The 24,534-nt window shown below is 55.1% G+C and carries 24 protein-coding genes, 4 tRNA genes and 1 other RNA gene; 14 read left to right on the top strand and 15 right to left on the bottom strand.

Going from position 1 to position 24,534, the window contains the following annotated elements; genetic code table 11:
• Positions 1-11 precede the first annotated feature (11 nt).
• A complete protein-coding gene (gene gltX / locus ACX8ZY_RS06090) occupies positions 12-1,427 on the bottom strand; it encodes a glutamate--tRNA ligase (RefSeq protein WP_010257834.1) in 1,416 nt (471 codons plus the stop codon).
• 272 nt (positions 1,428-1,699) lie between these two features.
• On the opposite strand from gltX, the gene ACX8ZY_RS06085 reads away from it, so the two are divergent.
• The 6 genes from ACX8ZY_RS06085 to ACX8ZY_RS06060 all read left to right on the top strand — a co-directional run bounded on the left by ACX8ZY_RS06085 (position 1,700) and on the right by ACX8ZY_RS06060 (position 2,842).
• Positions 1,700-1,775, top strand: a tRNA-Val gene (locus ACX8ZY_RS06085).
• 41 nt (positions 1,776-1,816) lie between these two features.
• A tRNA-Val gene (locus ACX8ZY_RS06080) sits at positions 1,817-1,892 on the top strand.
• A gap of 34 nt (positions 1,893-1,926) precedes the next feature.
• Positions 1,927-2,002: transfer RNA gene (locus tag ACX8ZY_RS06075), tRNA-Val, on the top strand.
• A 4-nt stretch (positions 2,003-2,006) separates the two neighbouring features.
• Positions 2,007-2,082, top strand: a tRNA-Lys gene (locus tag ACX8ZY_RS06070).
• A 42-nt stretch (positions 2,083-2,124) separates the two neighbouring features.
• Positions 2,125-2,260: non-coding RNA, RtT sRNA (locus ACX8ZY_RS06065), on the top strand.
• A 240-nt stretch (positions 2,261-2,500) separates the two neighbouring features.
• On the top strand, positions 2,501-2,842 hold the full coding sequence (locus ACX8ZY_RS06060; protein ID WP_010259880.1) for a FlxA-like family protein: 342 nt from the start codon (positions 2,501-2,503) through the stop codon (positions 2,840-2,842).
• Here the strand turns inward: ACX8ZY_RS06060 and ACX8ZY_RS06055 are convergent.
• The gene (locus ACX8ZY_RS06055) at positions 2,839-3,759 is read right to left on the bottom strand and encodes a LysR family transcriptional regulator (protein ID WP_459260751.1); all 921 of its coding nucleotides are present in this window, start codon (positions 3,757-3,759) and stop codon (positions 2,839-2,841) included. The genes ACX8ZY_RS06060 and ACX8ZY_RS06055 overlap by 4 nt on opposite strands.
• A gap of 95 nt (positions 3,760-3,854) precedes the next feature.
• Here ACX8ZY_RS06055 and ACX8ZY_RS06050 point away from each other — a divergent pair, with 95 nt between their 5' ends.
• Positions 3,855-4,865, top strand: coding sequence for a bile acid:sodium symporter family protein (locus tag ACX8ZY_RS06050; protein ID WP_010259885.1), 1,011 nt, complete (start codon positions 3,855-3,857; stop codon positions 4,863-4,865).
• A 27-nt stretch (positions 4,866-4,892) separates the two neighbouring features.
• Here the strand turns inward: ACX8ZY_RS06050 and ACX8ZY_RS06045 are convergent, their stop codons facing one another.
• The 3 genes from ACX8ZY_RS06045 to zipA all read right to left on the bottom strand — a co-directional run bounded on the left by ACX8ZY_RS06045 (position 4,893) and on the right by zipA (position 8,206).
• Positions 4,893-5,111 (bottom strand): DUF3820 family protein, encoded by a 219-nt coding sequence (locus ACX8ZY_RS06045; protein ID WP_003848878.1) that lies wholly within the window; start codon positions 5,109-5,111, stop codon positions 4,893-4,895.
• Positions 5,104-7,131 carry an NAD-dependent DNA ligase LigA gene (ligA, locus tag ACX8ZY_RS06040; protein ID WP_022624163.1) on the bottom strand — a complete coding sequence of 676 codons (2,028 nt, stop codon included), beginning with the start codon at positions 7,129-7,131 and terminating at the stop codon, positions 5,104-5,106. Before ligA ends, ACX8ZY_RS06045 begins: the two co-directional genes overlap by 8 nt.
• Before the next feature lie 76 nt (positions 7,132-7,207).
• Entirely contained in the window at positions 7,208-8,206 is a 999-nt protein-coding gene (gene zipA / locus ACX8ZY_RS06035; RefSeq protein WP_421665274.1) for a cell division protein ZipA, read from the bottom strand.
• A gap of 218 nt (positions 8,207-8,424) precedes the next feature.
• On the opposite strand from zipA, the gene cysZ reads away from it, so the two are divergent.
• From cysZ to crr, 5 genes are all read left to right on the top strand, one after another.
• Positions 8,425-9,192: a sulfate transporter CysZ gene (cysZ, locus tag ACX8ZY_RS06030; protein ID WP_060680702.1), complete on the top strand. Its 768-nt coding sequence runs from the start codon at positions 8,425-8,427 to the stop codon at positions 9,190-9,192.
• Positions 9,193-9,333: 141 nt separating this feature from the next.
• A complete protein-coding gene (cysK, locus tag ACX8ZY_RS06025) occupies positions 9,334-10,302 on the top strand; it encodes a cysteine synthase A (protein WP_010671366.1) in 969 nt (322 codons plus the stop codon).
• 387 nt (positions 10,303-10,689) lie between these two features.
• The gene (ptsH, locus tag ACX8ZY_RS06020) at positions 10,690-10,947 is read left to right on the top strand and encodes a phosphocarrier protein Hpr (protein WP_003848868.1); all 258 of its coding nucleotides are present in this window, start codon (positions 10,690-10,692) and stop codon (positions 10,945-10,947) included.
• A 161-nt stretch (positions 10,948-11,108) separates the two neighbouring features.
• A complete protein-coding gene (gene ptsI, locus ACX8ZY_RS06015) occupies positions 11,109-12,836 on the top strand; it encodes a phosphoenolpyruvate-protein phosphotransferase PtsI (protein ID WP_010259908.1) in 1,728 nt (575 codons plus the stop codon).
• 42 nt (positions 12,837-12,878) lie between these two features.
• A complete protein-coding gene (gene crr / locus ACX8ZY_RS06010) occupies positions 12,879-13,379 on the top strand; it encodes a PTS glucose transporter subunit IIA (RefSeq protein ID WP_010259911.1) in 501 nt (166 codons plus the stop codon).
• A gap of 61 nt (positions 13,380-13,440) precedes the next feature.
• Here the strand turns inward: crr and ACX8ZY_RS06005 are convergent, their stop codons facing one another.
• From ACX8ZY_RS06005 to ACX8ZY_RS05960, 10 genes are all read right to left on the bottom strand, one after another.
• Positions 13,441-14,781, bottom strand: a complete 1,341-nt coding sequence (locus ACX8ZY_RS06005; RefSeq protein WP_010671365.1) for an ATP-binding protein — start codon at positions 14,779-14,781, stop codon at positions 13,441-13,443.
• A complete protein-coding gene (locus ACX8ZY_RS06000) occupies positions 14,778-15,458 on the bottom strand; it encodes a response regulator transcription factor (RefSeq protein WP_010671364.1) in 681 nt (226 codons plus the stop codon). Before ACX8ZY_RS06000 ends, ACX8ZY_RS06005 begins: the two co-directional genes overlap by 4 nt.
• A 169-nt stretch (positions 15,459-15,627) precedes the next feature.
• The gene (gene cysM / locus ACX8ZY_RS05995; RefSeq protein ID WP_320503615.1) at positions 15,628-16,512 is read right to left on the bottom strand and encodes a cysteine synthase CysM; all 885 of its coding nucleotides are present in this window, start codon (positions 16,510-16,512) and stop codon (positions 15,628-15,630) included.
• An 81-nt stretch (positions 16,513-16,593) separates the two neighbouring features.
• Positions 16,594-17,682, bottom strand: coding sequence for a sulfate/thiosulfate ABC transporter ATP-binding protein CysA (gene cysA / locus ACX8ZY_RS05990; protein ID WP_010259925.1), 1,089 nt, complete (start codon positions 17,680-17,682; stop codon positions 16,594-16,596).
• The gene (gene cysW, locus ACX8ZY_RS05985; RefSeq protein ID WP_010259929.1) at positions 17,672-18,547 is read right to left on the bottom strand and encodes a sulfate/thiosulfate ABC transporter permease CysW; all 876 of its coding nucleotides are present in this window, start codon (positions 18,545-18,547) and stop codon (positions 17,672-17,674) included. Before cysW ends, cysA begins: the two co-directional genes overlap by 11 nt.
• The gene (gene cysT, locus ACX8ZY_RS05980; RefSeq protein ID WP_010259932.1) at positions 18,547-19,380 is read right to left on the bottom strand and encodes a sulfate/thiosulfate ABC transporter permease CysT; all 834 of its coding nucleotides are present in this window, start codon (positions 19,378-19,380) and stop codon (positions 18,547-18,549) included. The genes cysW and cysT overlap by 1 nt, the downstream gene beginning before the upstream one ends.
• Positions 19,380-20,396 (bottom strand): sulfate ABC transporter substrate-binding protein, encoded by a 1,017-nt coding sequence (locus ACX8ZY_RS05975; RefSeq protein WP_010259935.1) that lies wholly within the window; start codon positions 20,394-20,396, stop codon positions 19,380-19,382. Before ACX8ZY_RS05975 ends, cysT begins: the two co-directional genes overlap by 1 nt.
• A 253-nt stretch (positions 20,397-20,649) precedes the next feature.
• On the bottom strand, positions 20,650-21,267 hold the full coding sequence (locus ACX8ZY_RS05970; protein ID WP_010259938.1) for an RpoE-regulated lipoprotein: 618 nt from the start codon (positions 21,265-21,267) through the stop codon (positions 20,650-20,652).
• Between the two features lie 65 nt (positions 21,268-21,332).
• On the bottom strand, positions 21,333-21,800 hold the full coding sequence (locus ACX8ZY_RS05965; protein ID WP_045139770.1) for a DUF2919 family protein: 468 nt from the start codon (positions 21,798-21,800) through the stop codon (positions 21,333-21,335).
• Complete coding sequence (locus ACX8ZY_RS05960) at positions 21,790-22,215, bottom strand: GNAT family acetyltransferase (RefSeq protein ID WP_003848834.1); 426 nt, start codon at positions 22,213-22,215, stop codon at positions 21,790-21,792. The genes ACX8ZY_RS05965 and ACX8ZY_RS05960 overlap by 11 nt, the downstream gene beginning before the upstream one ends.
• 207 nt (positions 22,216-22,422) lie before the next feature.
• Between ACX8ZY_RS05960 and amiA the strand changes: the two genes are divergently transcribed.
• Complete coding sequence (gene amiA, locus ACX8ZY_RS05955) at positions 22,423-23,271, top strand: N-acetylmuramoyl-L-alanine amidase AmiA (RefSeq protein ID WP_158131462.1); 849 nt, start codon at positions 22,423-22,425, stop codon at positions 23,269-23,271.
• A gap of 100 nt (positions 23,272-23,371) precedes the next feature.
• Positions 23,372-24,286 (top strand): oxygen-dependent coproporphyrinogen oxidase, encoded by a 915-nt coding sequence (hemF, locus tag ACX8ZY_RS05950; protein ID WP_010259951.1) that lies wholly within the window; start codon positions 23,372-23,374, stop codon positions 24,284-24,286.
• Positions 24,287-24,534 lie beyond the last annotated feature (248 nt).

Here is a 24,534-nt window from a genome sequence, read left to right as displayed (position 1 = left end):
GGTTCTGTTTATTAAGCCTGCGCTTCCCGCTCACTGATAAAGGCCAGCGCCTGCTCAATACGTGCAACGCTGCGGCTGCGGCCTATTGCTTCCACGGTGACATCCAGTCCGGGTGACTGACCGGCACCGGTTACGGCCACGCGCAGCGGCATGCCCACTTTCCCCATCCCGACTTCCAGCTCATCTGCGGTGCTCTGAATAGCCTGATGTACGTTTTCAGCCGTCCACTCTTCGATCGCGGCCAGCTTATCGCGTACCACTTCCAGCGGCTGACGAGCTACCGGACGAAGATGTTTCTTCGCGGCATCGGCATCAAATTCTGCAAAGTCTTCATAGAAGTAGCGGCAGGATGCAGCCATCTCTTTCAGCGTTTTGCAGCGCTCGCCTAACAGACCAACCAGCTTCGCCAGTTCCGGGCCCGTGCGGGTATCAATTTTCTGCTCTTCAATATGCCACTGCAGATGTGTCGCCACATATTCTGGCGGCAGCGTATTGATGTAGTGATGGTTCAGCCACTGCAGTTTCTCAGTGTTGAACGCACTGGCAGACTTACTGACCGCATCCAGGGTAAAGAGCTCAGCCATTTCGGCCACGCTGAAGATTTCCTGATCGCCATGTGACCAGCCCAGACGAACCAGGTAGTTGAGCAGCGCTTCTGGCAGGTAGCCATCATCACGATACTGCATCACCCCTACCGCGCCATGACGCTTGGAGAGCTTTTTGCCGTCATCGCCCAGGATCATTGAGACGTGGGCATACACCGGAACCTGCGCGCCAATTGCTTTGAGAATGTTGATCTGACGTGGCGTGTTGTTAATGTGGTCTTCACCGCGAATCACATGGGTGATGCCCATATCCCAGTCATCCACGACGACGCAGAAGTTGTAGGTTGGCGAACCATCGGTGCGGCGGATGATCAGATCATCCAGCTCCTGGTTGCTGAACTCAATCGGGCCACGGATCTGGTCGTCAAAGATGACCGAACCTTCCTGCGGATTGCGGAAACGCACAACGCACGGCTCATCATCTGCATGATGTTCATGGCTGTCACGGCAGCGGCCGTCGTAACGCGGCTTTTCGTTGTTGGCCATCTGCTCTTCACGCAGCGCTTCCAGACGTTCTTTAGAGCAGTAGCATTTATAGGCGGTGCCCGCTTCCAGCATTTCATCAATGACCGCGTTGTAACGATCAAAACGTTTTGTCTGGTAGTAAGGGCCTTCATTCCAGTCGAGGCTCAGCCAGTTCATGCCATCCATGATGGCTTCGATAGCTTCCGGCGTGGAGCGCTCCAGATCGGTGTCTTCAATGCGCAGCACGAACTCGCCCTGGTTGTGACGGGCAAAGAGCCAGGAGTAAAGTGCGGTACGGGCGCCACCTACATGCAGATAGCCAGTCGGGCTGGGCGCGAAGCGTGTTTTGATTTTCATTGAGTATTGCCTTAGATGCGCGGGTTCTCTGTCTGGATGACAAAAAACAGGTTAGACGCGAAAAAACAGTGGGCACATTCTAGCATCTGACGGTGAATCCTCAATGCATGCCCGCCGGTTGCCGCCCGGGAAAAGGGGCTTTTCTGCCAGTAAAACCAGCACATTGGCTAAAAGCGCGACAGGGTGTTTAAAAATAAACCGAACGCACATTTATGTTTTAAAAAGCGTTGACTCAAAATCAACTATCCCTATAATGCGACTCCACACAGCGGGGGTGATTAGCTCAGTTGGTAGAGCATCTCCCTTACAAGGAGGGGGTCGGCGGTTCGAACCCGTCATCACCCACCACTCTTAACAGCGTGGCCCGCAGTGAACAGGTATGAAGATATGGGTGATTAGCTCAGTTGGTAGAGCATCTCCCTTACAAGGAGGGGGTCGGCGGTTCGAACCCGTCATCACCCACCATATCTTGCCTGTTAGTAGTACTGAAGTACGAAGTGGGTGATTAGCTCAGTTGGTAGAGCATCTCCCTTACAAGGAGGGGGTCGGCGGTTCGAACCCGTCATCACCCACCACTTCGGGTCGTTAGCTCAGTTGGTAGAGCAGTTGACTTTTAATCAATTGGTCGCAGGTTCGAATCCTGCACGACCCACCAATTCAGAATAAAGCGCCTTAAGGCGCTTTTTTCGTTTCCGGGGCACGGACTTTACCGTGCAGGATGAGAACCTGCTGCAGGTTCGACTGAATCGCCGGGAGCGATTCAGGCTGATGCGACAGCATCACCCGCAGGGCGAGGCCCACGACGGGCCGAGGCTATCCTGCACGACCCACCAATTCAGAATAAAGCGCCTTTATGGCGCTTTTTTCGTTTCTGCTGCACTGACTTAAGCATGACTTAAATCTGAACTGCCCTTTTCTGCGACTTCAGGCTTTAAAAAGCGTGCTGGATCAGGGAGCACTGACATTGGCGTAACAGATAAGCTCTCACCTTTTCGCAACCTTAACAATTTCAGCTCTCAAGTCGTTTCACAGCGTGCCGATAACGTATCTGACAACTTACAGGGAGAAAAATGATGTCTTCAATTTCCGGAATTCTAAGCAGTGCAGTCAGTGGCGGTGACAGCGGTGGCGGCAGTGTTGCCTCGCAGGTCGCGGCGCTGAATAAACAGATTCAGAACGTCTTAACGCAAGTCAAAGAGCTGGCCGACAACAAAGAACTGACTGACGAACAGAAGTCTGAAATGCAGCAGATGTATCAGTCACAAATCACCATGCTGCAGGCGCAGATTGCTCAGCTGGAACAGAAGCAGGCCGAGCAGGATCAGCCAAAGAGTGACAGCTCGTCCGTCAGTGAGAGCAAAGCAGACGGGATTAACCGCCCTACCGACACCAACAAAATTGATGTCTACATCTAAAATGCGGGCCTGGCCTCGCGTTGTTGCGCCAGCAGCGTCGCCTGCTGGCGCACCTCCTGCCAGATCGCTTCGGCAGCAGGCGTCAGCGAACGGTTTTTACGCTTGATCAGCGTGAGGCTGCGATTGATTTCAGGATATAGACGCCGCACCGTTAATGCGCGATCCGCCGGTAACGGTAACGCCAGCGCGGGCAGAATACTGATGCCGATCCCCACCTGTACCATCGGAAACAGCGTAGCGGGATGACCAATCTCCTGAACGACTTCAGCCCTGATATTCTGCTGCTGCATCGCCGCATCAATGAGGACCCGACTGCCCGAAGCGTAGTCCTGAAGCACAATGGTGCGGCCATCCAGCATTGACCATTCTGCCCTTTCCACCTGCGCCAGCGGATCATCATCACGGCATAGCAGCAGGAAAGGCTCATCAAGAATCGCGATGCTGTCAAAATCGCTGTCGCTGAGTGGCCCAATCACAATCCCGAAATCGACTTCGGCGTTACGCACACTTTGCAGCACCCACTGCTGGGCGCGATCGTGCAGTATCACTTTGATGTCAGGAAAGTGTTGCTGGCTGGCAGCCAGACATTGCGGCATCAGATGAGCGGAAATGGTCTGGCTGGCTGCCACCCTGACGGTACCACTGCGCTGTTCGCCAAAACTGCGGATATCCAGCAGCGTGGTATGAATCTCCTCCAGCAGGCGCTCCATGCGTGACGCCAGCTGTTTTCCCGCTTCAGTCAGCATCACCTCCCGGGTGGTTCGATCCAGCAATCGCACGCCGGTTTCCGCTTCCAGCTCTTTAATACTGTGGCTGACCGCCGACTGACTCAGACCTATCGCCTGCCCCGCCTGGCTGAATCCGCCATAGTGAGCCACCGCAATAAAGGTTCGTAGCTGACGCAGGGTGTAATTCATCGATTCCGCTCATAGATTAATTCAATAAATCAATTTTATTTCTAAACAGCTTTCACGCACAATCGCGCTATTGAAAAATTTACCGGAATTTAACAATGGGATTTTTAAAACTTGATCCGATGATGGTTAAACTCATCATCACCGTGCTGCTGGCCTCTTTTCTGCCAGCCAGAGGGATCTACGTTGATATATTCAGCTATCTCGCGACGGCAGCGATAGCACTGCTGTTCTTTATGCATGGTGCCAAGCTGTCGCGTGAAAAGATCATCTCAGGCAGCAGTCACTGGCGGTTGCATCTGTGGATTATGTTCAGCACCTTTGTGCTGTTTCCGGTGCTGGGTCTGTTGCTGGTCTGGTGGCATCCGGTTAATGTCGGCCCGGAAATTTATACCGGCTTTATCTACCTCTGTATCCTGCCTGCGACCGTGCAATCCGCTATCGCGTTTACCTCCATGGCGGGCGGTAACGTTGCGGCAGCGGTATGCAGCGCCTCTGCATCAAGCCTGCTGGGTGTGTTTATTTCGCCGTTGCTGGTGAACCTGGTGATGGATATTCACAGCAGCGCGCCCAGCGATGGACTGGAGCAGATCGGGAAGATTATGCTGCAACTGATGGTGCCTTTCGTACTGGGACACCTCTCACGGCGCTGGATCGGTGGCTGGGTTGAGAAGCACCGCAGCCTGATTGGCAAAACCGACCAGACCTCGATTCTGCTGGTGGTCTACTCCGCCTTCAGTGAAGCGGTGGTTAATGGCATCTGGCATCGCGTTGGGTTGATTACGCTGCTGTGGATTGTGGCAGGCTCAATCATTCTGCTGACCGCCGTGCTGATTATCAACCTGCTGGCCTCGCGTCTGTTCCGCTTTAAACGCGCCGATGAGATTGTGGTGCTGTTTTGTGGTTCGAAGAAGAGTCTGGCGAATGGCGTGCCGATGGCGAATATCCTGTTCCCGGCCAGTACCGTGGGGATTATTGTGCTGCCGCTGATGATTTTCCATCAGGTACAGCTGATGGTCTGCTCATTTATTGCCGGACGTTATAAGAAGACCAATGAGAAGCAGCAGGCTGTGCAGGTCAAAGATTCGGTGATGGAGTCTCAGAAATAGATCGGCTGCCCGCCAGTGCGGGCAGCGTTACTTGCGGGTCTGAAGCGGTTTAACTAACCCTTCCAGACCCTCAATTTTTATTGTCAGGGTGAGTTGCATGAGATCACCCAGCAGACCAGACGGAAAGTCCCCACTGCGGGCAAACCACAGCAGATAAGGCTCAGGCAGATCGATCAGCATCCGCCCCTTATATTTGCCAAACGGCATAGGCGTATTGGCTATCGCCACCAGCTGATGTTCATCCATCTGAGGCTCCCAGCAGGCGGATCATTTCCGCTTCATCAATCACTTCAATGCCAAGCTCCGCTGCTTTCGCCAGCTTTGAACCAGCCGCTTCACCGGCAATCAGCAAATCGGTTTTCTTCGAGACACTGCCGCTGACTTTTGCGCCCAGCGCGATCAGCTGCGCTTTGGCATCATCGCGGTTCATCTGCGACAGTGAGCCAGTCAGCACCACCGTTTTACCCGCGAACGGACTGTCGATCTCTTCGGCTCTCACCACCACCACCTGCGGCCAGTGAATACCGATATCCTCGACCAGCTGGCGGATAACCTCACGGTTGCTCTCCTCTTCCATGAAGTTGCGCACGTGTGCCGCAACGACTTTGCCGACATCCGGCACCGCAATCAGCGCCTCAAGATCGGCATCCATGACCTTCTGCAACTCACCAAAATGGTTAGCCAGATTGGCAGCGGTGGCTTCACCCACTTCACGAATGCCCAGTGCATAGAGGAAACGCGCCAGCGTAGTCGATTTCGCTTTCTCCAGCGCGTCGACAACGTTTTGCGCCGATTTCGGCCCCATGCGATCCAGTCCGGTCAGTTTGCCCGCCGTGAGACGGAACAGATCCGCAGGTGTGTTGACGTACTCTTTCTCTACCAGCTGGTCGATAATCTTATCGCCCATGCCATCAACATCCAGTGCCCGGCGCGAGACAAAATGCTTCAACGCCTCTTTGCGCTGAGCACCGCAGATTAAACCGCCCGTGCAGCGCGTGACCGATTCCCCTTCGACCCGTTCAACCTCGGAACCACAGACCGGACAGTGTGCCGGGAACAGAACTTCACGCGTCTGTTCAGGGCGCTCGGCGAGCACCACGTTGACCACCTGCGGGATCACATCACCGGCGCGGCGAATGACCACCCGATCGCCGATGCGTAATCCCAGCCGCTCGATTTCATCCGCATTATGCAGCGTGGCATTGCTGACGATCACGCCCGCGACCTGCACCGGCTCAAGGCGAGCTACCGGTGTGATAGCCCCGGTGCGGCCAACCTGAAATTCGACGTCCCGCACCCAGGTCAGTTGTTCCTGTGCCGGGAATTTAAAGGCAATCGCCCAGCGCGGCGCGCGCGCCACAAAGCCCAGTTTTTCCTGCAGTTCCTGTGAATCGACTTTGATCACCACGCCATCAATATCAAAACCCAGATTCGGACGCTGTTGCTCAATATCACGATAGAAGGCCAGGGCTTCTTCTGCGTTGTGCACCAGCTTAATGCGGTCGCTGACCGGCAGGCCCCAGGCTTTAAACTGTTGCAGACGCCCCATGTGACTGTGCGGCATCTCACCGCCTTCCAGCAGGCCAAAACCGTAGCAGAAGAAGGTCAGCGGACGTTTGGCGGTAATGCGCGGATCCAGCTGACGCAGAGAACCGGCTGCTGCATTGCGCGGATTAGCAAAGACTTTGCCATCAGTCCGGCGTGCTTCCTCATTCAGCTTTTCAAAGCCGCGCTGCGTCATAAATATTTCGCCACGCACTTCCAGCCGTGCCGGAATGTTGTCGCCTTTAAGCCGCAGCGGGATAGCGCGAATGGTGCGGACATTGGCGGTAATGTTCTCGCCGGTTGTGCCGTCACCGCGCGTTGCGGCCTGGACCAGCAGACCATTTTCATACATCAGGCTGACCGCAGCGCCATCGAGCTTGAGTTCACAGCAGTAGGTTATGTCGTCACTGCTTTTCAGGCGATCCTGCACCCGCTTGTTGAAAGCCATAAACGTGGCTTCATCAAAGGCGTTATCAAGCGACAGCATCGGGACTTCATGGCGCACCTGCTCGAAGACCGTCAGCGGCGCGGCACCCACGCGTTGTGTCGGCGAGTCTGGCGTAATGAGATCCGGGTGCTCCTCCTCCAGCTGACGCAGTTCACGCATCAGACGATCGTATTCAGCATCCGGCACTTCCGGCGCATCCATAACGTGATAGAGATATTCATGATGGCGCAACGTGGTGCGCAGTTCGGTGATGTGATCCTGGACGGATTTCATAAAGCCCCATCAGATAAAAAACCCCCGACAGGCGGGGGTTTGTTTTTAACAATTCAGATAGCGTTTAGCGCAGTTCTCAGACGCCAACCACATCGCGGATACGCGCTTTGTAAGTTTCCAGCTTCTGTGGCGTCATCATGCGACGCTCATCATCCAGCACCACGCCACCTACATCATCAGCGATACGCTGAGCCGACTGCAGCATCAGCTTGAAGTTCTGATTCGCATCGCCATAAGAAGGCACCATCATAAAGATAGAGATGCCAGGCGTGCTGAAATCGGTCATCAGGTCAGGATTGAATGAGCCCGGCTTAACCATATTGGCCAGACTGAACAATACAGGGCCGCTGCCAGCCGGACTGAGATGACGATGGAAAATGTTCATTTCACCAAACTGGAAGCCCGCCTGGAGAATACCCTGCAGTAGGGCCTCACCGTTCAGTTCACCGCCCGAGTGTGCGGCAACATGCAGCACCAGTACCGCTTCTTTCGGTTTTTCCGCTGGCGCTTTAGCAGCAGGCTGTGCTGGCGCGGGCGCCGATGTCACTTCAGGCTGCGGCTCAGGTTCTGCCTGGTACTGCGGTACTGGCTGTACAGATTCCAGCGGGTCGAGATCCAGCAGTGGGTCGGCCTGAACGGGCGGCGCGACAAAAGTGGGTGCGGGCTGCTGACGAACCGGTTCAGGGCGCGACTGCGGAGCAGGCTGCGGTGCCGTGTTAAAAAGCGGGTCGCTTTCAGGTTCGGGTTGCGGTGCGGGTCGTGGCGCAGGCTGACGCACAGGCTCAGCGGGCGCAGGCTTACGCGGCGCTTCTGGCTGTGGCTCGCGAATCTCATCGAAACGCGGTTCCTGATGTACGTTGCGATCAGAACGAACGCGAACCTCGCCGACGCCATCATCCTCGTCGTCAATCAGGTCCTGCTCATCATTTTCATCACGTTGTTTTAGACGTTTGTGCGGGCGATCGCGGAACACTGACGAACGCTCTTTACGGCTGGTCCACAGCCCGTGAAGAAGGAGCGCTATAATGGCGATCGCGCCAACAACGATTAATATCAGACGCAAATCCTGCATCATTGTATTCTCTGTTGTTCCAATACCTTGCCACCGCGGCAAACTTTATCCTCTAACTGTATTTGCCCTGCTACACAAGTGCAAGTCTGTGCACTATTTTCTGACAAATAAGATAGGCAACCCACGCTTTTTCGCTGTTTTTTTACCCAAACGGCACCTGGCCTGGAGAAAAAGCCAGGTTATAGTGGGCGCGCCTTAACATCTTCAGGAGAACTGGCTTTATGGCCATTGAGAATTCCGTCTCAAATTTTAACGGCATGCACTACTTTAGCCAGGGCTGGAAACTGGTACGTCTGCCTGGCATTCGCCGCTTTGTAGTGATGCCGTTGCTGATCAATATCGTGATGCTGGGTGGCGCTTTCATCTGGCTGTTCTATCGTCTCGGTGACTGGATCCCGCGGCTGATGGCCCATATTCCGGACTGGCTGCAGTGGCTGAGCTATCTGTTATGGCCGCTGTCGGTGATTGCGATTGTGCTGGTGTTTAGCTACTTCTTTTCGACCCTGGCAAACTTAATTGCCGCTCCGTTTTGCGGCCTGCTGGCCGAGCAGCTGGAAGGCCGCCTGACAGGCAAGCCTCTGCCGGACAGCGGCTGGGCTGGAATGATCAAGGATGTGCCGCGCATTATGAAGCGCGAGATGCAAAAACTGGGTTATTACCTGCCCCGCGCGCTGGGACTGCTGCTGCTCTACTTTATTCCTGGCTTTGGCCAGACCGTTGCGCCGGTGCTGTGGTTCCTGTTCAGCGCCTGGATGTTGTCCATCCAGTATTGCGACTATCCGTTCGATAACCACAAAGTGCCGTTTCAGCAGATGCGCAACGCCCTGCGTCAACACAAAACGGCCAATATGCAGTTTGGCGCGCTAATCAGTCTGTTCACCATGATCCCGGTTCTGAACCTGGTGATCATGCCGGTTGCCGTCTGCGGTGCCACCGCCATGTGGGTCGATCGCTACCGGTCAACGCTGGCACGTCATGAGTTGCGTTAAATTCATCAGCGCGCCTTATGCTCTTTTTAGCAGGGCTTATTGCCGGGCGACATATAGATATACGATTTCTTTCCTTCCGCCACCAGGCAGAAAAGGTATGCTCATAGGGTTCCCAATAATTCATACAGTTAAGGACAGGCTATGAGTAAGATCTATGAAGACAACTCTTTGACAATTGGTCATACGCCATTGGTTCGACTGAACCGCATCGGTAACGGCCGCATCCTTGCGAAAGTTGAATCCCGTAACCCGAGCTTCAGCGTAAAATGCCGTATCGGTGCCAATATGATTTGGGACGCAGAAAAACGCGGTATTCTGAAACCGGGTGTTGAACTGGTTGAACCGACCAGCGGCAACACCGGTATTGCTCTGGCCTATGTCGCCGCAGCGCGCGGTTATAAATTAACGCTGACGATGCCAGAAACCATGTCAGTGGAGCGCCGTAAGTTGCTGAAGGCGCTGGGCGCGACGCTGATACTGACCGAAGGCACCAAAGGCATGAAAGGTGCCATCAGCAAAGCTGAAGAGGTTGTTGCCAGCAATCCGGATAAATATGTGCTGCTGCAGCAGTTCAGCAACCCGGCCAACCCGGAAATCCATGAAAAGACCACCGGCCCGGAAATCTGGGAAGACACCGACGGCGAAGTGGATGTCTTTATTGCCGGTGTCGGCACCGGCGGTACGCTGACCGGCGTGAGCCGCTACATCAAAAACACCAAAGGCAAAAAAGATCTGATTACCGTTGCGGTTGAGCCGACCGATTCCCCGGTGATTGCTCAGGCGCTGGCGGGCGATGAGATCAAGCCCGGCCCACACAAAATTCAGGGTATCGGCGCAGGCTTTATCCCGGGCAACCTTGAGCTGAATCTGGTGGACCGCGTCGTGGCCATCACCAATGAAGAGGCGATCAGTACGGCGCGTCGGCTGATGGAAGAGGAAGGTATTCTGGCCGGTATCTCATCCGGTGCTGCCGTTGCCGCGGCGCTGAAGCTGCAGGAAGATGAAGCCTTCGCCAACAAAAATATTGTGGTGATCCTCCCCTCCTCCGGTGAACGCTATCTGAGTACCGCCTTGTTTGCCGATCTCTTCACTGAAAAAGAGCTTCAGTAGCAGAGGCCGATAGTCCGAAAATGGAGAAAAAAGCACCCAATCGGGTGCTTTTTTGTGGTGCAGATCTCACTTTCATCACCCGGCAGATTGATTTCAGTGACGCCGCTCTGGTATTTAGACTGCCAATTATTTCGATGCCTGAAATTAATCCGCGTTTGAAGTGGATCAAGCTGAATCGATTTACGGATTCAGTGAAACGGCGAATCACGGCATAATTAACCGGTGACGTGTAGAATCGGTTTTGAGACGCAACGGACTGTAGATTTGACGCATGCGCGTCTTTGGTCAGCATGAAGCTATACCCGCGCACCTACACAGGCTAAAGTAAAGGCTCCAGGCTAGACTTTAGATCCATAACACTCATCCTGATAACGTTGGGGAAATAGAATGTTCCAGCAAGAAGTTACCATTACTGCACCAAACGGTCTGCACACTCGCCCAGCTGCGCAATTCGTTAAAGAAGCCAAAGCTTTCCAGTCAGAAATTACCGTGACCTCTAACGGTAAATCAGCGAGCGCGAAGAGCCTGTTCAAGCTGCAGACACTGGGTTTAACCCAGGGAACGGTTGTGACCCTTTCCGCGGAAGGTGAAGACGAGCAGAAAGCAGTTGAGCATCTGGTCAAACTGATGGCTGAACTGGAGTAATCTCCGCTCAGCTCTCCAGCAAATCGACTCCTCTGCGCCATTGAGTGCAAACATCTTGATCGCGGACAACCTGTCCGCGTTATTGCTTTCGTAGAGTACGTGTCCCGCGACAATGGCACCGCACAGAGTCCCATCAGCCATCGTGATTAAAAGGTAGCGTTATGATTTCAGGCATTTTAGCATCACCAGGTATCGCTTTCGGCAAAGCACTGCTGCTGAAAGAAGACGAGATCGTCATCAACCGCAAGAAAATTTCTGATGACCAGGTTGAGCAGGAAGTTCAGCGCTTCCTCGATGGCCGCAGCAAAGCGGCATTACAACTGGAAGCGATTCGCGTCAAAGCGGGTGAAACCCTCGGTGAAGAGAAAGCAGCAATCTTCGAAGGCCACATTATGTTGCTGGAAGATGAAGAGCTGGAGCAGGAAATCATCGACCTGATCAAAAAAGATCACGCTTCTGCCGATGCTGCTGCTTACTCGGTCATCGATGGCCAGGCGAAAGCACTGGAGGAGTTAGATGACGAATATCTGAAAGAGCGTGCGGCTGACGTACGTGACATCGGTAAGCGTCTGCTGCAAAACATCCTCGGTCTGCATATCGTTGACCTGAGCGCTATTCCGGACGAATCCATTCTGGTGGCAAAAGATTTAACGCCGTCAGAAACCGCACAGCTGAACCTGAAGAAGGTGCTGGGCTTTATCACCGATCTGGGTGGCCGTACCTCACATACCTCAATCATGGCGCGCTCGCTGGAGATCCCAGCCATTGTCGGTACCGGCAATGTGACCGTCACGGTTAAAAATGGCGATTTCCTGATTCTGGATGGCGTTAACAATGCGATTCACGTCAATCCTTCAGAAGCGATTCAGGAAGAGCTGAAAGCCGTACAGAACCAGTATCTGTCGGAAAAACATGAATTAGCTAAGCTGAAAGATCTGCCAGCCGTTACGCTGGATGGTCATCAGGTTGAAGTCTGCGCCAACATCGGTACTGTGCGCGATATCGCCGGTGCTGAACGTAACGGCGCTGAAGGCGTGGGTCTCTACCGCACCGAATTCCTGTTTATGGATCGTGACTCACTGCCAAGCGAAGAAGAGCAGTTCCAGGCGTACAAAGCCGTCGCTGAAGCCATGGGTTCACAGGCCGTTATCGTGCGTACCATGGACATCGGCGGCGACAAAGATCTGCCTTACATGAACCTGCCAAAAGAAGAGAACCCGTTCCTCGGCTGGCGCGCTATCCGTATCGCCATGGACCGCAAAGAGATTCTGCATGCGCAGCTGCGTGCCATTCTGCGCGCCTCCTCTTTCGGTAAACTGCGCATCATGTTCCCGATGATTATTTCGGTTGAAGAAGTACGCAGCCTGAAAGCGGAGCTGGAACTGCTGAAAGCGCAGTTGCGTGAAGAAGGTAAAGCCTTTGATGAGAGCATCGAAGTCGGCATCATGGTGGAAACCCCGGCTTCAGCCGTGATTGCTCATCATCTGGCGAAGGAAGTCGACTTCTTCAGTATTGGGACAAACGATCTGACGCAGTATACTCTGGCGGTCGATCGTGGTAATGATTTGATCTCGCACCTGTACAACCCAATGGCGCCGTCTGTGCTTAACTTAATCAAGCAAGTCATTGATGCATCTCACGCTGAAGGTAAATGGACCGGCATGTGTGGTGAGCTGGCAGGTGATGAACGTGCTACACTACTGTTACTGGGAATGGGGCTGGACGAGTTCAGCATGAGTGCCATTTCTATCCCTGGCATCAAGAAAATCATTCGTAATACTAATTTTGAAGATGCGAAGGCATTGGCGGAGCAGGCACTGGCTCAACCGACAGCGGAAGATTTAATGAACCTGGTAAACAAGTTCATTAAGGAAAAAACGCTCTGCTAATCCGCATGATGCTGGCCCCAAATTACTGCTTAGGAGAAGATCATGGGTTTGTTTTCTAAACTTTTTGGCGAAAAAACGGATAGCGCTGGGACAATTGACATCGTAGCGCCTCTGTCAGGCGAAATCGTGAACATTGAAGACGTACCAGATGTGGTGTTTGCAGAAAAAATCGTGGGCGACGGTATTGCGATCAAGCCCAGCGGCAACAAAATGGTTGCTCCTGTTGATGGCACTATCGGTAAGATTTTTGAAACCAATCACGCTTTTTCGATCGAATCAGACAATGGCATTGAGCTGTTCGTCCACTTCGGTATCGATACGGTAGAACTGAAAGGTGAAGGCTTCAAACGCATCGCTGAAGAAGGCCAGAAGGTCAAAAAAGGCGACGTTGTTATCGAGTTTGACCTGCCGTTGCTGGAAGAGAAAGCGAAATCAACCCTGACACCGGTTGTCATCTCCAACATGGATGAAATCAAGGAATTGATTAAGCTGACTGGCCAGGTCACCGTCGGCGAAACGCCGGTGATTCGCATCAGAAAGTAAGCATTCGTTCATAACATAACGGCACCCGCGGGTGCCGTTATCGTTTCTGCTGTATGCCTGTTCAGGGCTGCCAGTGCGGCAGACGCAGCGTAAGTTCCAGTCCACCTTCTGGCCGGTTTCTTGCCTCAACCTCACCATGATGCGCCAGCACCACCTTGCGCACGATAGCCAGTCCCAGACCATAACCTTTGCCCATCAGCGGCGAATTCACCCGCACAAACGGGTCAAAGATGCTGGAGAGTTTATCCTCATCGACACCCGGCCCCTGATCGCGCACCTGAATCACCAGCCACTGCTGTTCTGCGCGCAGATGAACATCAATGCGCTGCCCTGGCTGAGAGAAGCGCAGCGCATTGCGTAATACATTCTCTGCTCCGCGCCGTATCAGCTCTGCATTGCCTCGCACGGTGTAATCAGCGCGATCGTCGACCTGCAACTCTACCTGCACGCCTGGGATCTGCGCTTCATAACGGACATCGGTAATAACCGCCTGCAGCAAGCCGGTCAGATCAAAATATTGCTCATCCGGGATGCTTTCATGCTCAGCCCGCGACAGTGTCAGCAGTTCACCGATCATCTTGTCCAGCCGACGCGCCTCTTCATCAATGCGATCAAGCGAACTGTTCACACTTTCTGGCGTCTGTCTGGCCAGCCCGGTCGCCAGCTGCAGTCGGGCCAGCGGTGAACGGAGCTCATGTGAGATATCATGCAACAGTTCTTCACGGGCGCGCACCAGGGTATCGAGCCGCTCGACCATGGCGTCAAAGGCTTCAGCGACGTTTGAGATCTCGTCGTGCCGCTTACGCATGATCGGAAACAGCCGCACGCTTAAATCGCCCTCAGCCACGCGGGAAAATCCTTCCCGCAGCTGACGCATAGGTCGCGTCAGATTCCAGGCCAGCAGCAGACTGAACAGCAATCCCACCGAGCCGGCGAAGACAAACATCGGCTCAGGAATATTCAGAAATTTTCGCGGCATCATGTTCAGCGTGCTGTCTTTACGCATGCCATCCAGGTCGTAGCGCAGCAGATAGGCTTTGCCATCTGCACCGCGAACCCAGCGCACCACCTCTTCAGGAAAGCGCCCTCTGATATCCAGGTTGCCACTGTTTTCTGATTGTGACGGTTTTGTCTGTTGGGTGACGTGGAAGAACTGCCGGTCGCTGTTATCCCAGTCCGAGAGCATCGCATTCAGCGCATCAGGCCCGCCCCGCTCCAGCACTGACGCGGCGGAGGTCATCTGCAGATCCACAATACGGCGGATAGCCACGAGTTCAGGCGGTTCATGCCGTTTACCGGAGAGCGTAAAGCCGAGCCAGATAAGCTGGCTCATGATGACAAAAACGATCCAGAAGCCGATAAAGATCTTCCAGAACATGCGTCCACGGTAACTCTGCTTCATCGAATACGATAACCGATGCTGCGAACGGTTTCGATGTTGATGCTGTCAGCGGTTAATGCACTGAGCTTCTGACGAATGTTACTGATATGCACATCGACGCTGCGGTCATAGGCTTCACGCGGACGACCGAGTCCCTTTTCGGAGAGCTCATCTTTTGACACCACTCTGTCCGGTGCACGCAGCAGCAGATCCAGCAGATTAAATTCCGACGCCGTCAGATCAAAGGTTTTACCCTGCCATTCGCTGATGCGGGTGGCGGGATTAAGCATCAGCTCTCCCCAGCGCAGCGGCTCTCTGGCGTCTGGCTGCGGCGCCTGCTCTTCGAAACGGCGTAATACGGCGCGCAGCCGCGCCACCAGCTCACGGGGATAGCAGGGCTTGGGCATATAGTCATCCGCGCCCATCTCCAGACCGATCACGCGATCAATATTATCGCCTTTGGCGGTCAGCATAATCACCGGTATCCGGCTGTTCTGGCGCACCTGACGCAACACATCAATGCCGCTCATGTCGGGCAGCATAATGTCCAGGATCATGGCGGTGAACTCTCCTGATAACGCGCCCTGCACGCCGGCGCTGCCGGTCAGAACCAGCTGAGCATCAAACCCTTCCCCGATCAGGTACTGGCTTAACATCGTGCCTAATTCAACATCATCATCAACAAGCAAAATTTTCATGGTTATCTCTCTGGAGAATTGCCGCTATTTTGTCCTGTGCTGAACATTCGCGCAGCCTGATTTACGCGATCCTTACAGATTCAGTCTGTCTGGCACCGAAAATTGGGGTTAAAAAAAAGGCCTGTGGGCAGTTAATGCGCGCACAGGCCTGATTCCGCATCGGCAGAGGTTACTGATGGTAGAGTCCGGTAGAGAGGTAACGATCACCGCGATCGCAGGCGATCGCCACCACCACACAGCCCGGATTGGCCTGCGCAATGCGCAGCGCACCCGCCACCGCGCCACCTGAACTGACGCCACAGAAAATGCCTTCACGGCGTGCCAGCGCGCGCATCGTCTCTTCCGCTTCCTTTTGCGTCATATCCATCACATCATCCACCAGATCGGGACGATAGATCCCCGGCAGATAGGCCAGCGGCCAGCGACGAATACCCGGAATACTGCTGCCTTCGCTGGGCTGCAAACCGATCACCTGCACGCCCGTGTTGAGCTCTTTCAGATATCGTCCTACGCCGGTAATGGTGCCGGTGGTGCCCATGCTGGAGACAAAATGGGTCATGCGCTGGTTCGACTGCTGCCACAATTCCGGGCCGGTGGTCTGATAGTGACCCAGCGGATTATCGGGATTATTAAACTGGTCCAGCACCCGGCCTTCACCGCGCGCCGCCATCGCCTGGGCCAGATCGCGTGCGCCCTCCATGCCCTGTTCACGTGGCACCAGGATTAACTCTGCGCCATAGGCGCGCATCGCGTCCTGCCGCTCCTGACTCATGTTGTCGGGCATCAGCAGGCGAAGTCGGTAGCCTTTCATCGCCGCGATCATCGCCAGCGCAATCCCGGTGTTGCCGCTGGTAGCTTCAATCAGCTGATCGCCAGGTGCAATATCACCACGCAGCTCTGCCTGATTGATCATCGACCAGGCCGCGCGATCTTTTACCGAACCTGCCGGATTATTGCCTTCCAGCTTGAGCCAGACCTCGCTGCCGTTGGCGGGCGTCAGGCGCTGCAACTTAATCAGCGGGGTATTGCCGATGGTATTTTCGAGAGTCGTCACGGTGCGGTTCCTGGCATCTTACAAACCAGATGCGAAAAAAAGGCGGGAGTGTCACTCCCGCCCGGTGTTGAAGAGAAAATATCAGGCGCTTTGTGCAAAGGCAACTGCGCGCAGTGGCGTATCGCCCTTATAGAGACGCGCCTGCTGCAAGCCAACAAACAGACGCTCGCCGCGAATCGGCGCTGTCTGCTCACCTTCAAACACCACCGAAACCGGCTCGCTTTGCCAGCCGGCAGGCTGGACGACCAGCTGCCAGAAGTGTCCACGCGGGCTCACTTCCAGTACCTGTACCGGCAGCGGGGTTTCCAGACTGCTGCGGCGTGATACGTCGATTTCCCACGGACGCAGGAACAGCTCAACCGCACCCTGATGTGCCGAGGTATAGCCCAGCGGCCAATGGTGCGCACCGACGTGGAACTGTGATCCCTGAATCTCGCCATCAAAGCGGTTCACTTCACCCAGGAATTCCAGCACAAAACGGGTCGCCGGATCGCGCCACACATCATCTGGCGTGCCGACCTGTTCAATGTTGCCCTGGCTCATCACCACCACGCGATCCGCCACTTCCATCGCCTCTTCCTGGTCGTGGGTGACAAACACGCTGGTGAATTTCAGCTCTTCATGCAGCTGACGCAGCCAGCGGCGCAGCTCTTTACGCACCTGAGCATCCAGCGCGCCAAAGGGTTCATCCAGCAGCAGAATCTGCGGTTCAACCGCTAACGCACGCGCCAGCGCCACACGCTGTTTCTGGCCGCCCGACAGCTGTGCCGGGAAGCGATTCGCCAGATGAGCCAGCTGCACCATCTCCAGCAGACGGGTAACACGCTGTTTGATCTCCGCCGTTGAAGGACGCTCACGACGTGGCAGCACGGTCAGGCCAAAGGCGATGTTGTCGAATACCGTCATATGACGGAACAGTGCGTAGTGCTGGAAGACAAAACCGACCTGACGATCGCGCGCATGCAGGCGGCTGACATCGTTGCCATGAAAACGGATGTGACCGCTGTTCTGATGCTCCAGCCCGGCAATGATGCGCAGCAGCGTGGTTTTACCCGAGCCTGATGGGCCAAGCAGCGCCACCATTTCACCCGAGGCAATATCCAGAGAGATATCGTTCAGCACCGATGTGCGACCAAAGGATTTGTTGATCTTGTTAATCTCAATGCTCATGATTTCCCTCCTGTTGCAGGCGTTTGTGCTGTTGCTCTAAACGCCACTGCACAATGCTTTTCAGAAACAGCGTCACAATTGCCATCAGGGTTAACAGGGCAGCCGCGGTAAACGCGCCAACGGTGTTGTAGTCCTGATGCAATAATTCAACCTGAAGCGGTAACGTGTAGGTCTCACCGCGAATCGATCCCGATACCACCGAGACCGCACCAAATTCACCAATCGCACGGGCGTTGGTCAGCACGATGCCATACAGCAGCGCCCAGCGAATGTTCGGCAGCGTTACGCGGCGGAACATCTGCCAGCCAGAGGCGCCCAGCAGCACCGCCGCTTCATCTTCGTGACTGCCCTGACTCAGCATCACCGGCACCAGTTCGCGCACCACAAACGGACAGGTCACAAACACCGTCGCCAGCACCATGCCAGGCCAGGCAAACATAATCTGGATGTTATGCGCATCCAGCCAGCCGCCTGCCGGGCCATTAACGCCCCAGAACAGCAGATACATCAGACCGGCCACGACCGGCGACACGGCAAAAGGAATATCGAACAGGGTCAGCAGCAACTGACGCCCCGGAAAGGTAAAGCGCGTCACCAGCCAAGCGAGCAGCGTGCCGAACACCAGGTTAACCGGTACGGTGATCAGCGCCACCATTACGGTCAGCCAGATGGCGTGCAGCATGTCCGGATCCGCCAGATTGCTGAGAGCGACAATGAGCCCCTGATTCAGCGCTTCCCAGAAGATGGAGGCCATCGGCACCACCAGCAGCAGAATCGAGATCAGCGCGCCGATACTAATCAGCAGCCACTTGCCCCAGTTCACTGGCTGACGTGCAGCGTGATTAATCTGTGAAACCTCAGCCATTAGTGACCTCCCAGACGACGGCCAAAGCGGCTCTGTAATGTGTTAATCGCAAATAACAGAATCAGCGATGCCGCCAGGATCACCGAGGCGATGGCGCTGGCCGCCGGATAGTCGAACTCCTGCAGCCGGACAAAAATCATCAGTGAGGTGACTTCCGTTTTCCAGGCGATGTTACCGGCAATAAAGATCACCGCACCAAATTCACCCAGGCTGCGGGTAAAGGAGAGCGCAGTCCCGGCCAGCAGCGCCGGTGCCACTTCCGGCAACACGACGCGGCGGAAGCTCTGCCACGGCGTGGCACCCAGCGTTTCGGCCGCCTCTTCATACTCCGGGCCTAACTCTTCCAGCACCGGCTGTACGGTACGCACCACAAACGGAATGCTGGTAAAGGCCATGGCGATGGCGATACCAATCCAGGTATAGGAAATTTTGATGTCGAACTGAGCGAACCACTGTCCATACCAGCCGTTGACCGAAAAGAGTCCGGCCAGGGTCAGACCCGCCACCGCCGTAGGCAGTGCAAACGGCAGATCCATCAGGCCATCCAGCAGCGTCCGCCCCGGAAAACGGTAACGGGTCAGGATCCATGCCATCAGCATGCCGAACACCGCATTAAACAGTGAGGCGACGCCTGCAGAGAGCAGCGTTACTTTATAGGCGGCAATCAGCTGCGGATTGGTCACCACATCCCAGTACTGTTGCAGCGTCATCTGCGACAGCTGCATGATCACTGCGCTGATAGGCAGCAGCAGAATCAGACAGGTAAAGAGCAGACTGGTGCCGAGGCTGAGACCAAAGCCGGGCAACACGCGTTTCTGGCTGGCTGCAAACATTATCCGCGCCCCGCCGCTAACAACTTATCAAGCTCACCGCCGCTGACGAAGTGCGTCTTCATCACCTTATCCCAGCCGCCAAACGCCTCTTCCACCCGGAACAGGCTGGTCTGCGGGAAGCGATCTTTCTGCTCCGCCATCAGCTGTGCATTGTTCACGCGATAGTAGTAGTGAGTAATAATATTCTGCGCTTCAGGTGTATAGAGATAGTTCAGATAAGCGCTGGCCGCATCAGCGGTTTTATTGGTGGCGACGTTTTTATCCACCCATGCCACCGGAAACTCCGCCAGAATGTTGGTTTTCGGCACCACCACTTCATACTCATCTTTGCCGTACTGGTTGCGGATGTTATTCACTTCGGACTCAAAGCTAATTAATACGTCGCCCAGACCACGCTCAGCAAAGGTCGTGGTCGCACCGCGACCGCCGGTGTCGAATACTTCAACGTTTTTCAGAAATTGCGTCATAAAGGCACGGGTTTTGGCCTGATCGCCCCCGTCCGCTTTCTCCGCTGCGCCCCAGGCGGCCAGATAGGTGTAGCGGCCATTACCTGAGGTTTTCGGATTCGGGAAAATCAGCTTCACATCACTGCGGGTCAAATCTGACCAGTCGTGAATCTGTTTTGGATTCCCTTTGCGCACCAGAAACGCCATGGTGGAGTAGAAAGGCGAGCTGTTATTCGGCAGACGGCTTTTCCAGTCTGCGGCAATCAGGTTGCCTTTATCGTGTAGCACCTGCACATCCGTAACCTGATTGTACGTGACGACATCCGCGCGCAGTCCCTGCAGGATAGCCAGCGCCTGCTTCGATGAACCGGCGTGCGACATCTTAATGGTCAGTGGATCGCTGGGATGACTGGCATCCCACTGTTTAACGAAGGGAGCATTCAGGGCGACAAACAGCTCCCGCGAAACATCGTAAGAGCTATTGAGGAGTTCAGTGGCATTGGCTGCGCCGGCCAGGCTCAGCGACAACGCGATACCGCTCACGATTTTTTTCATCGCTTGTAATGTCATTTGGCACCCTGAAAAAGTTTGATGCGGATCTCACCCGCTGAGGCACCAGTTTATTTATAACTCAGTGAAAACCAGTAACGGTTTTATATATCGTTTGATGATTTCAAAGTCGAAAAAAGCATAAGACGACGGCACTGTTTATGCAGAAATCAGCAAAAGCCGATAGGGAGGAGGAACCCCGTGCCGTGCGCGCCGTCAAAGGTTTCGGGAGGCTCAGCGGCCGCCTGACGGGCGGCGCGCTGAAGACGAGGGATTAACGCTGCCAGACAATCTTGCTGATTTTCCAGCTTTTCAGCGTATCGTCCGAGGGCATTAAGCCCTCCGGTCCATGCCAGTCACCATGATAAACATAGGTCAGATGCTGACTGCCAGGCGCACGGCATGCCACGTCACGCGCATCGGTGCCGCTGGCTAAGGTGCAGTTGTCGAAGGCTTTGCTGAACTTATTACTGAAGAGATCACCCACTTTGCTGCCATCGCTGCTGGCGATTGCGCTGTCCATGACCTCAATACGTTCGACCTGCGACTGCCCGTAAATCACCAGCTTAACGTTGCCATCATCCAGCGCCTGCCAGAAAGAGACCACCTGACCATTCTGGCTGCGCATGCCCTGACGCAGGCTATAGTCACCGTTCAGTCCGGCATTAATCGCGTCCTCTTTCATGGCGGTCGAGGCAGTTAACCCACCCACACCCTGTTCAGTCGCGGTCAGCGAGGAACCGAACCAGTTCCACGGCAGCGCCGAAGACCAGTGATACGTCAGCGGATTCCACCAGCTTGCCTGCTGGCTGCTGTCAGCGCCGGAACCCGAACTGGCACAGCCGCTCAGTACAACGGCGGCGATCAGTAGCGTGGAACGAACAGCTTTCATGAGAACTCCTGTAAATGCGATGCCGGAAAGGCGGAACTGATTGGAGTCGCAAAGCGACAAAAAGTTTAGTGAAGATGATGTTCGGGCAGAAAGCAGTCGCGACAGCGGCGGCTGGATTGCAGCCAGATCAACGCAAGCAGGTCAAACAACGTCAGCAGCAATGGCAGCGGTGAGGTGAGCAGATCGCCCTGCACAAACTGCATTCCCTGCCAGAGCAGATTCACCAGCAGCGACAGCGACAGCACGCTGCGCCAGTGCTGCCAGAGTCGTGGCAGGCGGGTGCGATAGCCGGTCAGCAGCAGGCCTGCCAGCGCCGGTAAACCCAGCGCAAGGCCGATCCAGAACGCCTGACGATCCGGATAGAACAGCGCCAGCAGATCGTTGCCCTGCTGCCGTGACGCCCCGGCCATTACCAGCAGCAGCCAGGTCCGTGCCTGGAGTAACAGGATCAGCCAAAAAAGAAACGGCAGCCGCAGCTGCCCTCTGGCGTCATACTCGTCCGGCAGATAGCCCGGTGACGGCTTAGTATTCACGATCTTCGATCAGACGTTTACCAAACAGCAGCGCATCGACCGGCTCATAATCGAGCTTCTCATAGAACGCCACCACCTGATCATTCTCTTCACGGATCATCAGATGCAGTTTCGGACAGCCGCGAGCGATAAGCTTCTTCTCCAGACGGTTCATCAACGCATTCGCAAAGCCGCGTCCCTGATAGTCGGGATGCACGGCCAGATAGTAAGCCGCGCCGCGATGGCCATCATAGCCGCCCATCAGTGTGCCAACGACTACGCCGCCCACTTCAGCGACCAGAAAGAGATCGGGGTCGTGATTCATTTTGCGTTCGATATCCAGCTCCGGATCGTTCCATGGCCGTAACAAATCGCAACGTTCCCATAAGGTGATCACTTCTTCAAAATCTTCCTGGCGGAAGGCGCGGATTTCCATCTTCTTTACCTGCAAATAAGCACAATTTGCTGATTATCACGCATTCTCTGCCGCACGCAACCCTCCATGACGGGCGACAAATAAAAAAGCGCAAATTTACTGTTCGCGACCTGCAATACAAAGTAATGCCCTGAAATGGTTCTGTGATCGCAGGCAGCAGTCCCTTAGGCTATAACACCGGCAAGATTCCTGTTACCGGACCCGCACATGCACCTGCTTAAACGTTTGATTCATCGCCGTCAGTTACTGCTTTCCGGGCTGGCTCTGGCCATTCTATCGCCGCGCGCGGTTCAGGCTAAAGAGCAGTCAGCCCTTACCGGTGCAAATCGTCACTCGCGCACTGCCCCGCCCGCAAAGAACGGTAAACGTATCGTGATGATCGACCCCGGTCACGGCGGCATCGACTCTGGTGCCGTTGGCGAAGAGGGTTCAGAAGAGAAACACATCGTGCTGGAGATTGCCGGCAACGTGCAGCGTCAGTTACAGAGCCATCCGCGCATAGAAGTGCGTCTGACCCGCGACAGCGACCACTTTATTCCGCTCTATCAGCGGGTGGAGATTGCCCACCAGCACGGCGCCGATCTCTTTATGTCGATTCATGCCGACGGTTTTACCAGTCCCGATGCCAGCGGTGCCTCGGTGTTTGCGCTCTCTAATCGCGGTGCCAGCAGCTCGATGGCGCGCTATCTGTCACAGCGGGAGAACGATGCGGACAAGCTGGGTGGCGTGAAAGCGCAGCAGCAGGATCACTATCTGCAGCAGATTCTGTTCGATCTGGTGCAGACGGACACCATCAAAAACAGCCTGACGCTGGGCAAGCATGTACTGGATCAGATCCGCCCGGTTCATCATCTTCACAGCCAGCACACCGAGCAGGCGGCCTTCGCAGTACTCAAGTCACCGTCGATCCCCTCGGTGCTGGTCGAGACCTCCTTTATTACTAATCCGCGTGAAGAGCAGCTGCTCGGCACCACCGCGTTTCGCCAGAAAATCGCCTCGGCTATTGCCAGCGGCATCGTCAATTACTTTGATGAGTTTGATCGGCGCAACGCCTGATGCGTGTCGCCGGTTCAGGCCGTGCGACTCGCCGCACTCATGCAAGCGGCGCGGTTTTGCGTATAATCGCGTCAGACTTTGACAAACCATAAGCGAAAAAATGGCTGATATTTCCCGCGTAAAAGCGTTCCTGCTCGCATTGCAGGATGAGATTTGTAACCAGCTGGCGGCTGAAGATGGCGGCGCAGCGTTTGCCGAAGATAGCTGGCAGCGTCCTGGCGGCGGCGGCGGTCAGAGCCGCGTCCTGCGCAACGGCGCGGTGTTTGAGCAGGCGGGCGTCAACTTTTCGCACGTGCATGGCGATCAGATGCCGGCATCCGCCACTGCACACCGGCCGGAGCTGGCGGGTCGCAGCTTTGAAGCAATGGGCGTGTCGCTGGTGATCCACCCGAACAACCCTTATGTACCTACCAGCCACGCCAACGTGCGCTTTTTTATCGCGGAAAAACCGGGTGCCGATCCCGTCTGGTGGTTTGGTGGCGGATTTGACCTGACCCCTTTTTATGGCTTCGAAGAAGATGCGCTGCACTGGCACCAGACCGCCGCTGACCTCTGCCAGCCTTTTGGCGAGGATGTCTATCCGCGCTATAAAAAGTGGTGTGATGACTATTTCTATCTGAAGCATCGTGATGAGCAGCGCGGCATTGGCGGCCTGTTTTTTGACGATCTCAATACGCCCGACTTTGAGCAGAGCTTCAGCTTTATGCAGGCGGTTGGCCGCGGCTTTATGGATGCCTATCGGCCGATTGTGGCGCGCCGTAAAGCGCACCCGTGGGGCGATCGTGAGCGCCAGTTCCAGCTCTATCGCCGTGGTCGCTATGTGGAGTTTAATCTGGTGTGGGACCGCGGCACGCTGTTTGGTCTGCAGACCGGCGGTCGCACTGAATCGATCCTGATGTCGATGCCACCGCTGGTCCGCTGGGAATATGATTATCAGCCCGATGCCGACTCACCTGAAGCCGCCCTCTATCGCGATTTCCTGCCGGTGAAGAACTGGCTGAATCTGCCAGTCTGATCGTTTCTGCCGCTGCAGCGCGCGTCTCAACCCGCGCTGCGCTTACCTCTCGCCTGATCGGCCTCTTCTTTTTTACAGGGCACAGATTGCTACAGTGTGGCCTGCGTCATTCCTCCTGACTGCTATGCTTATGGGTGGAATATGGCGCACCCCACGGTTAACACCGCATGACGGCTCCTTCGCACCGCCTCGCAGCGCAACAATCAGAGAAACCGCATGTTCATCAGAAACTCTCTGTTGCAATGTTA

The sequence above is a fragment of the Pantoea sp. XAF26B01_ASV70 genome (assembly GCF_054512635.1).
This window is presented reverse-complemented; position numbering and strand designations above follow the sequence as displayed.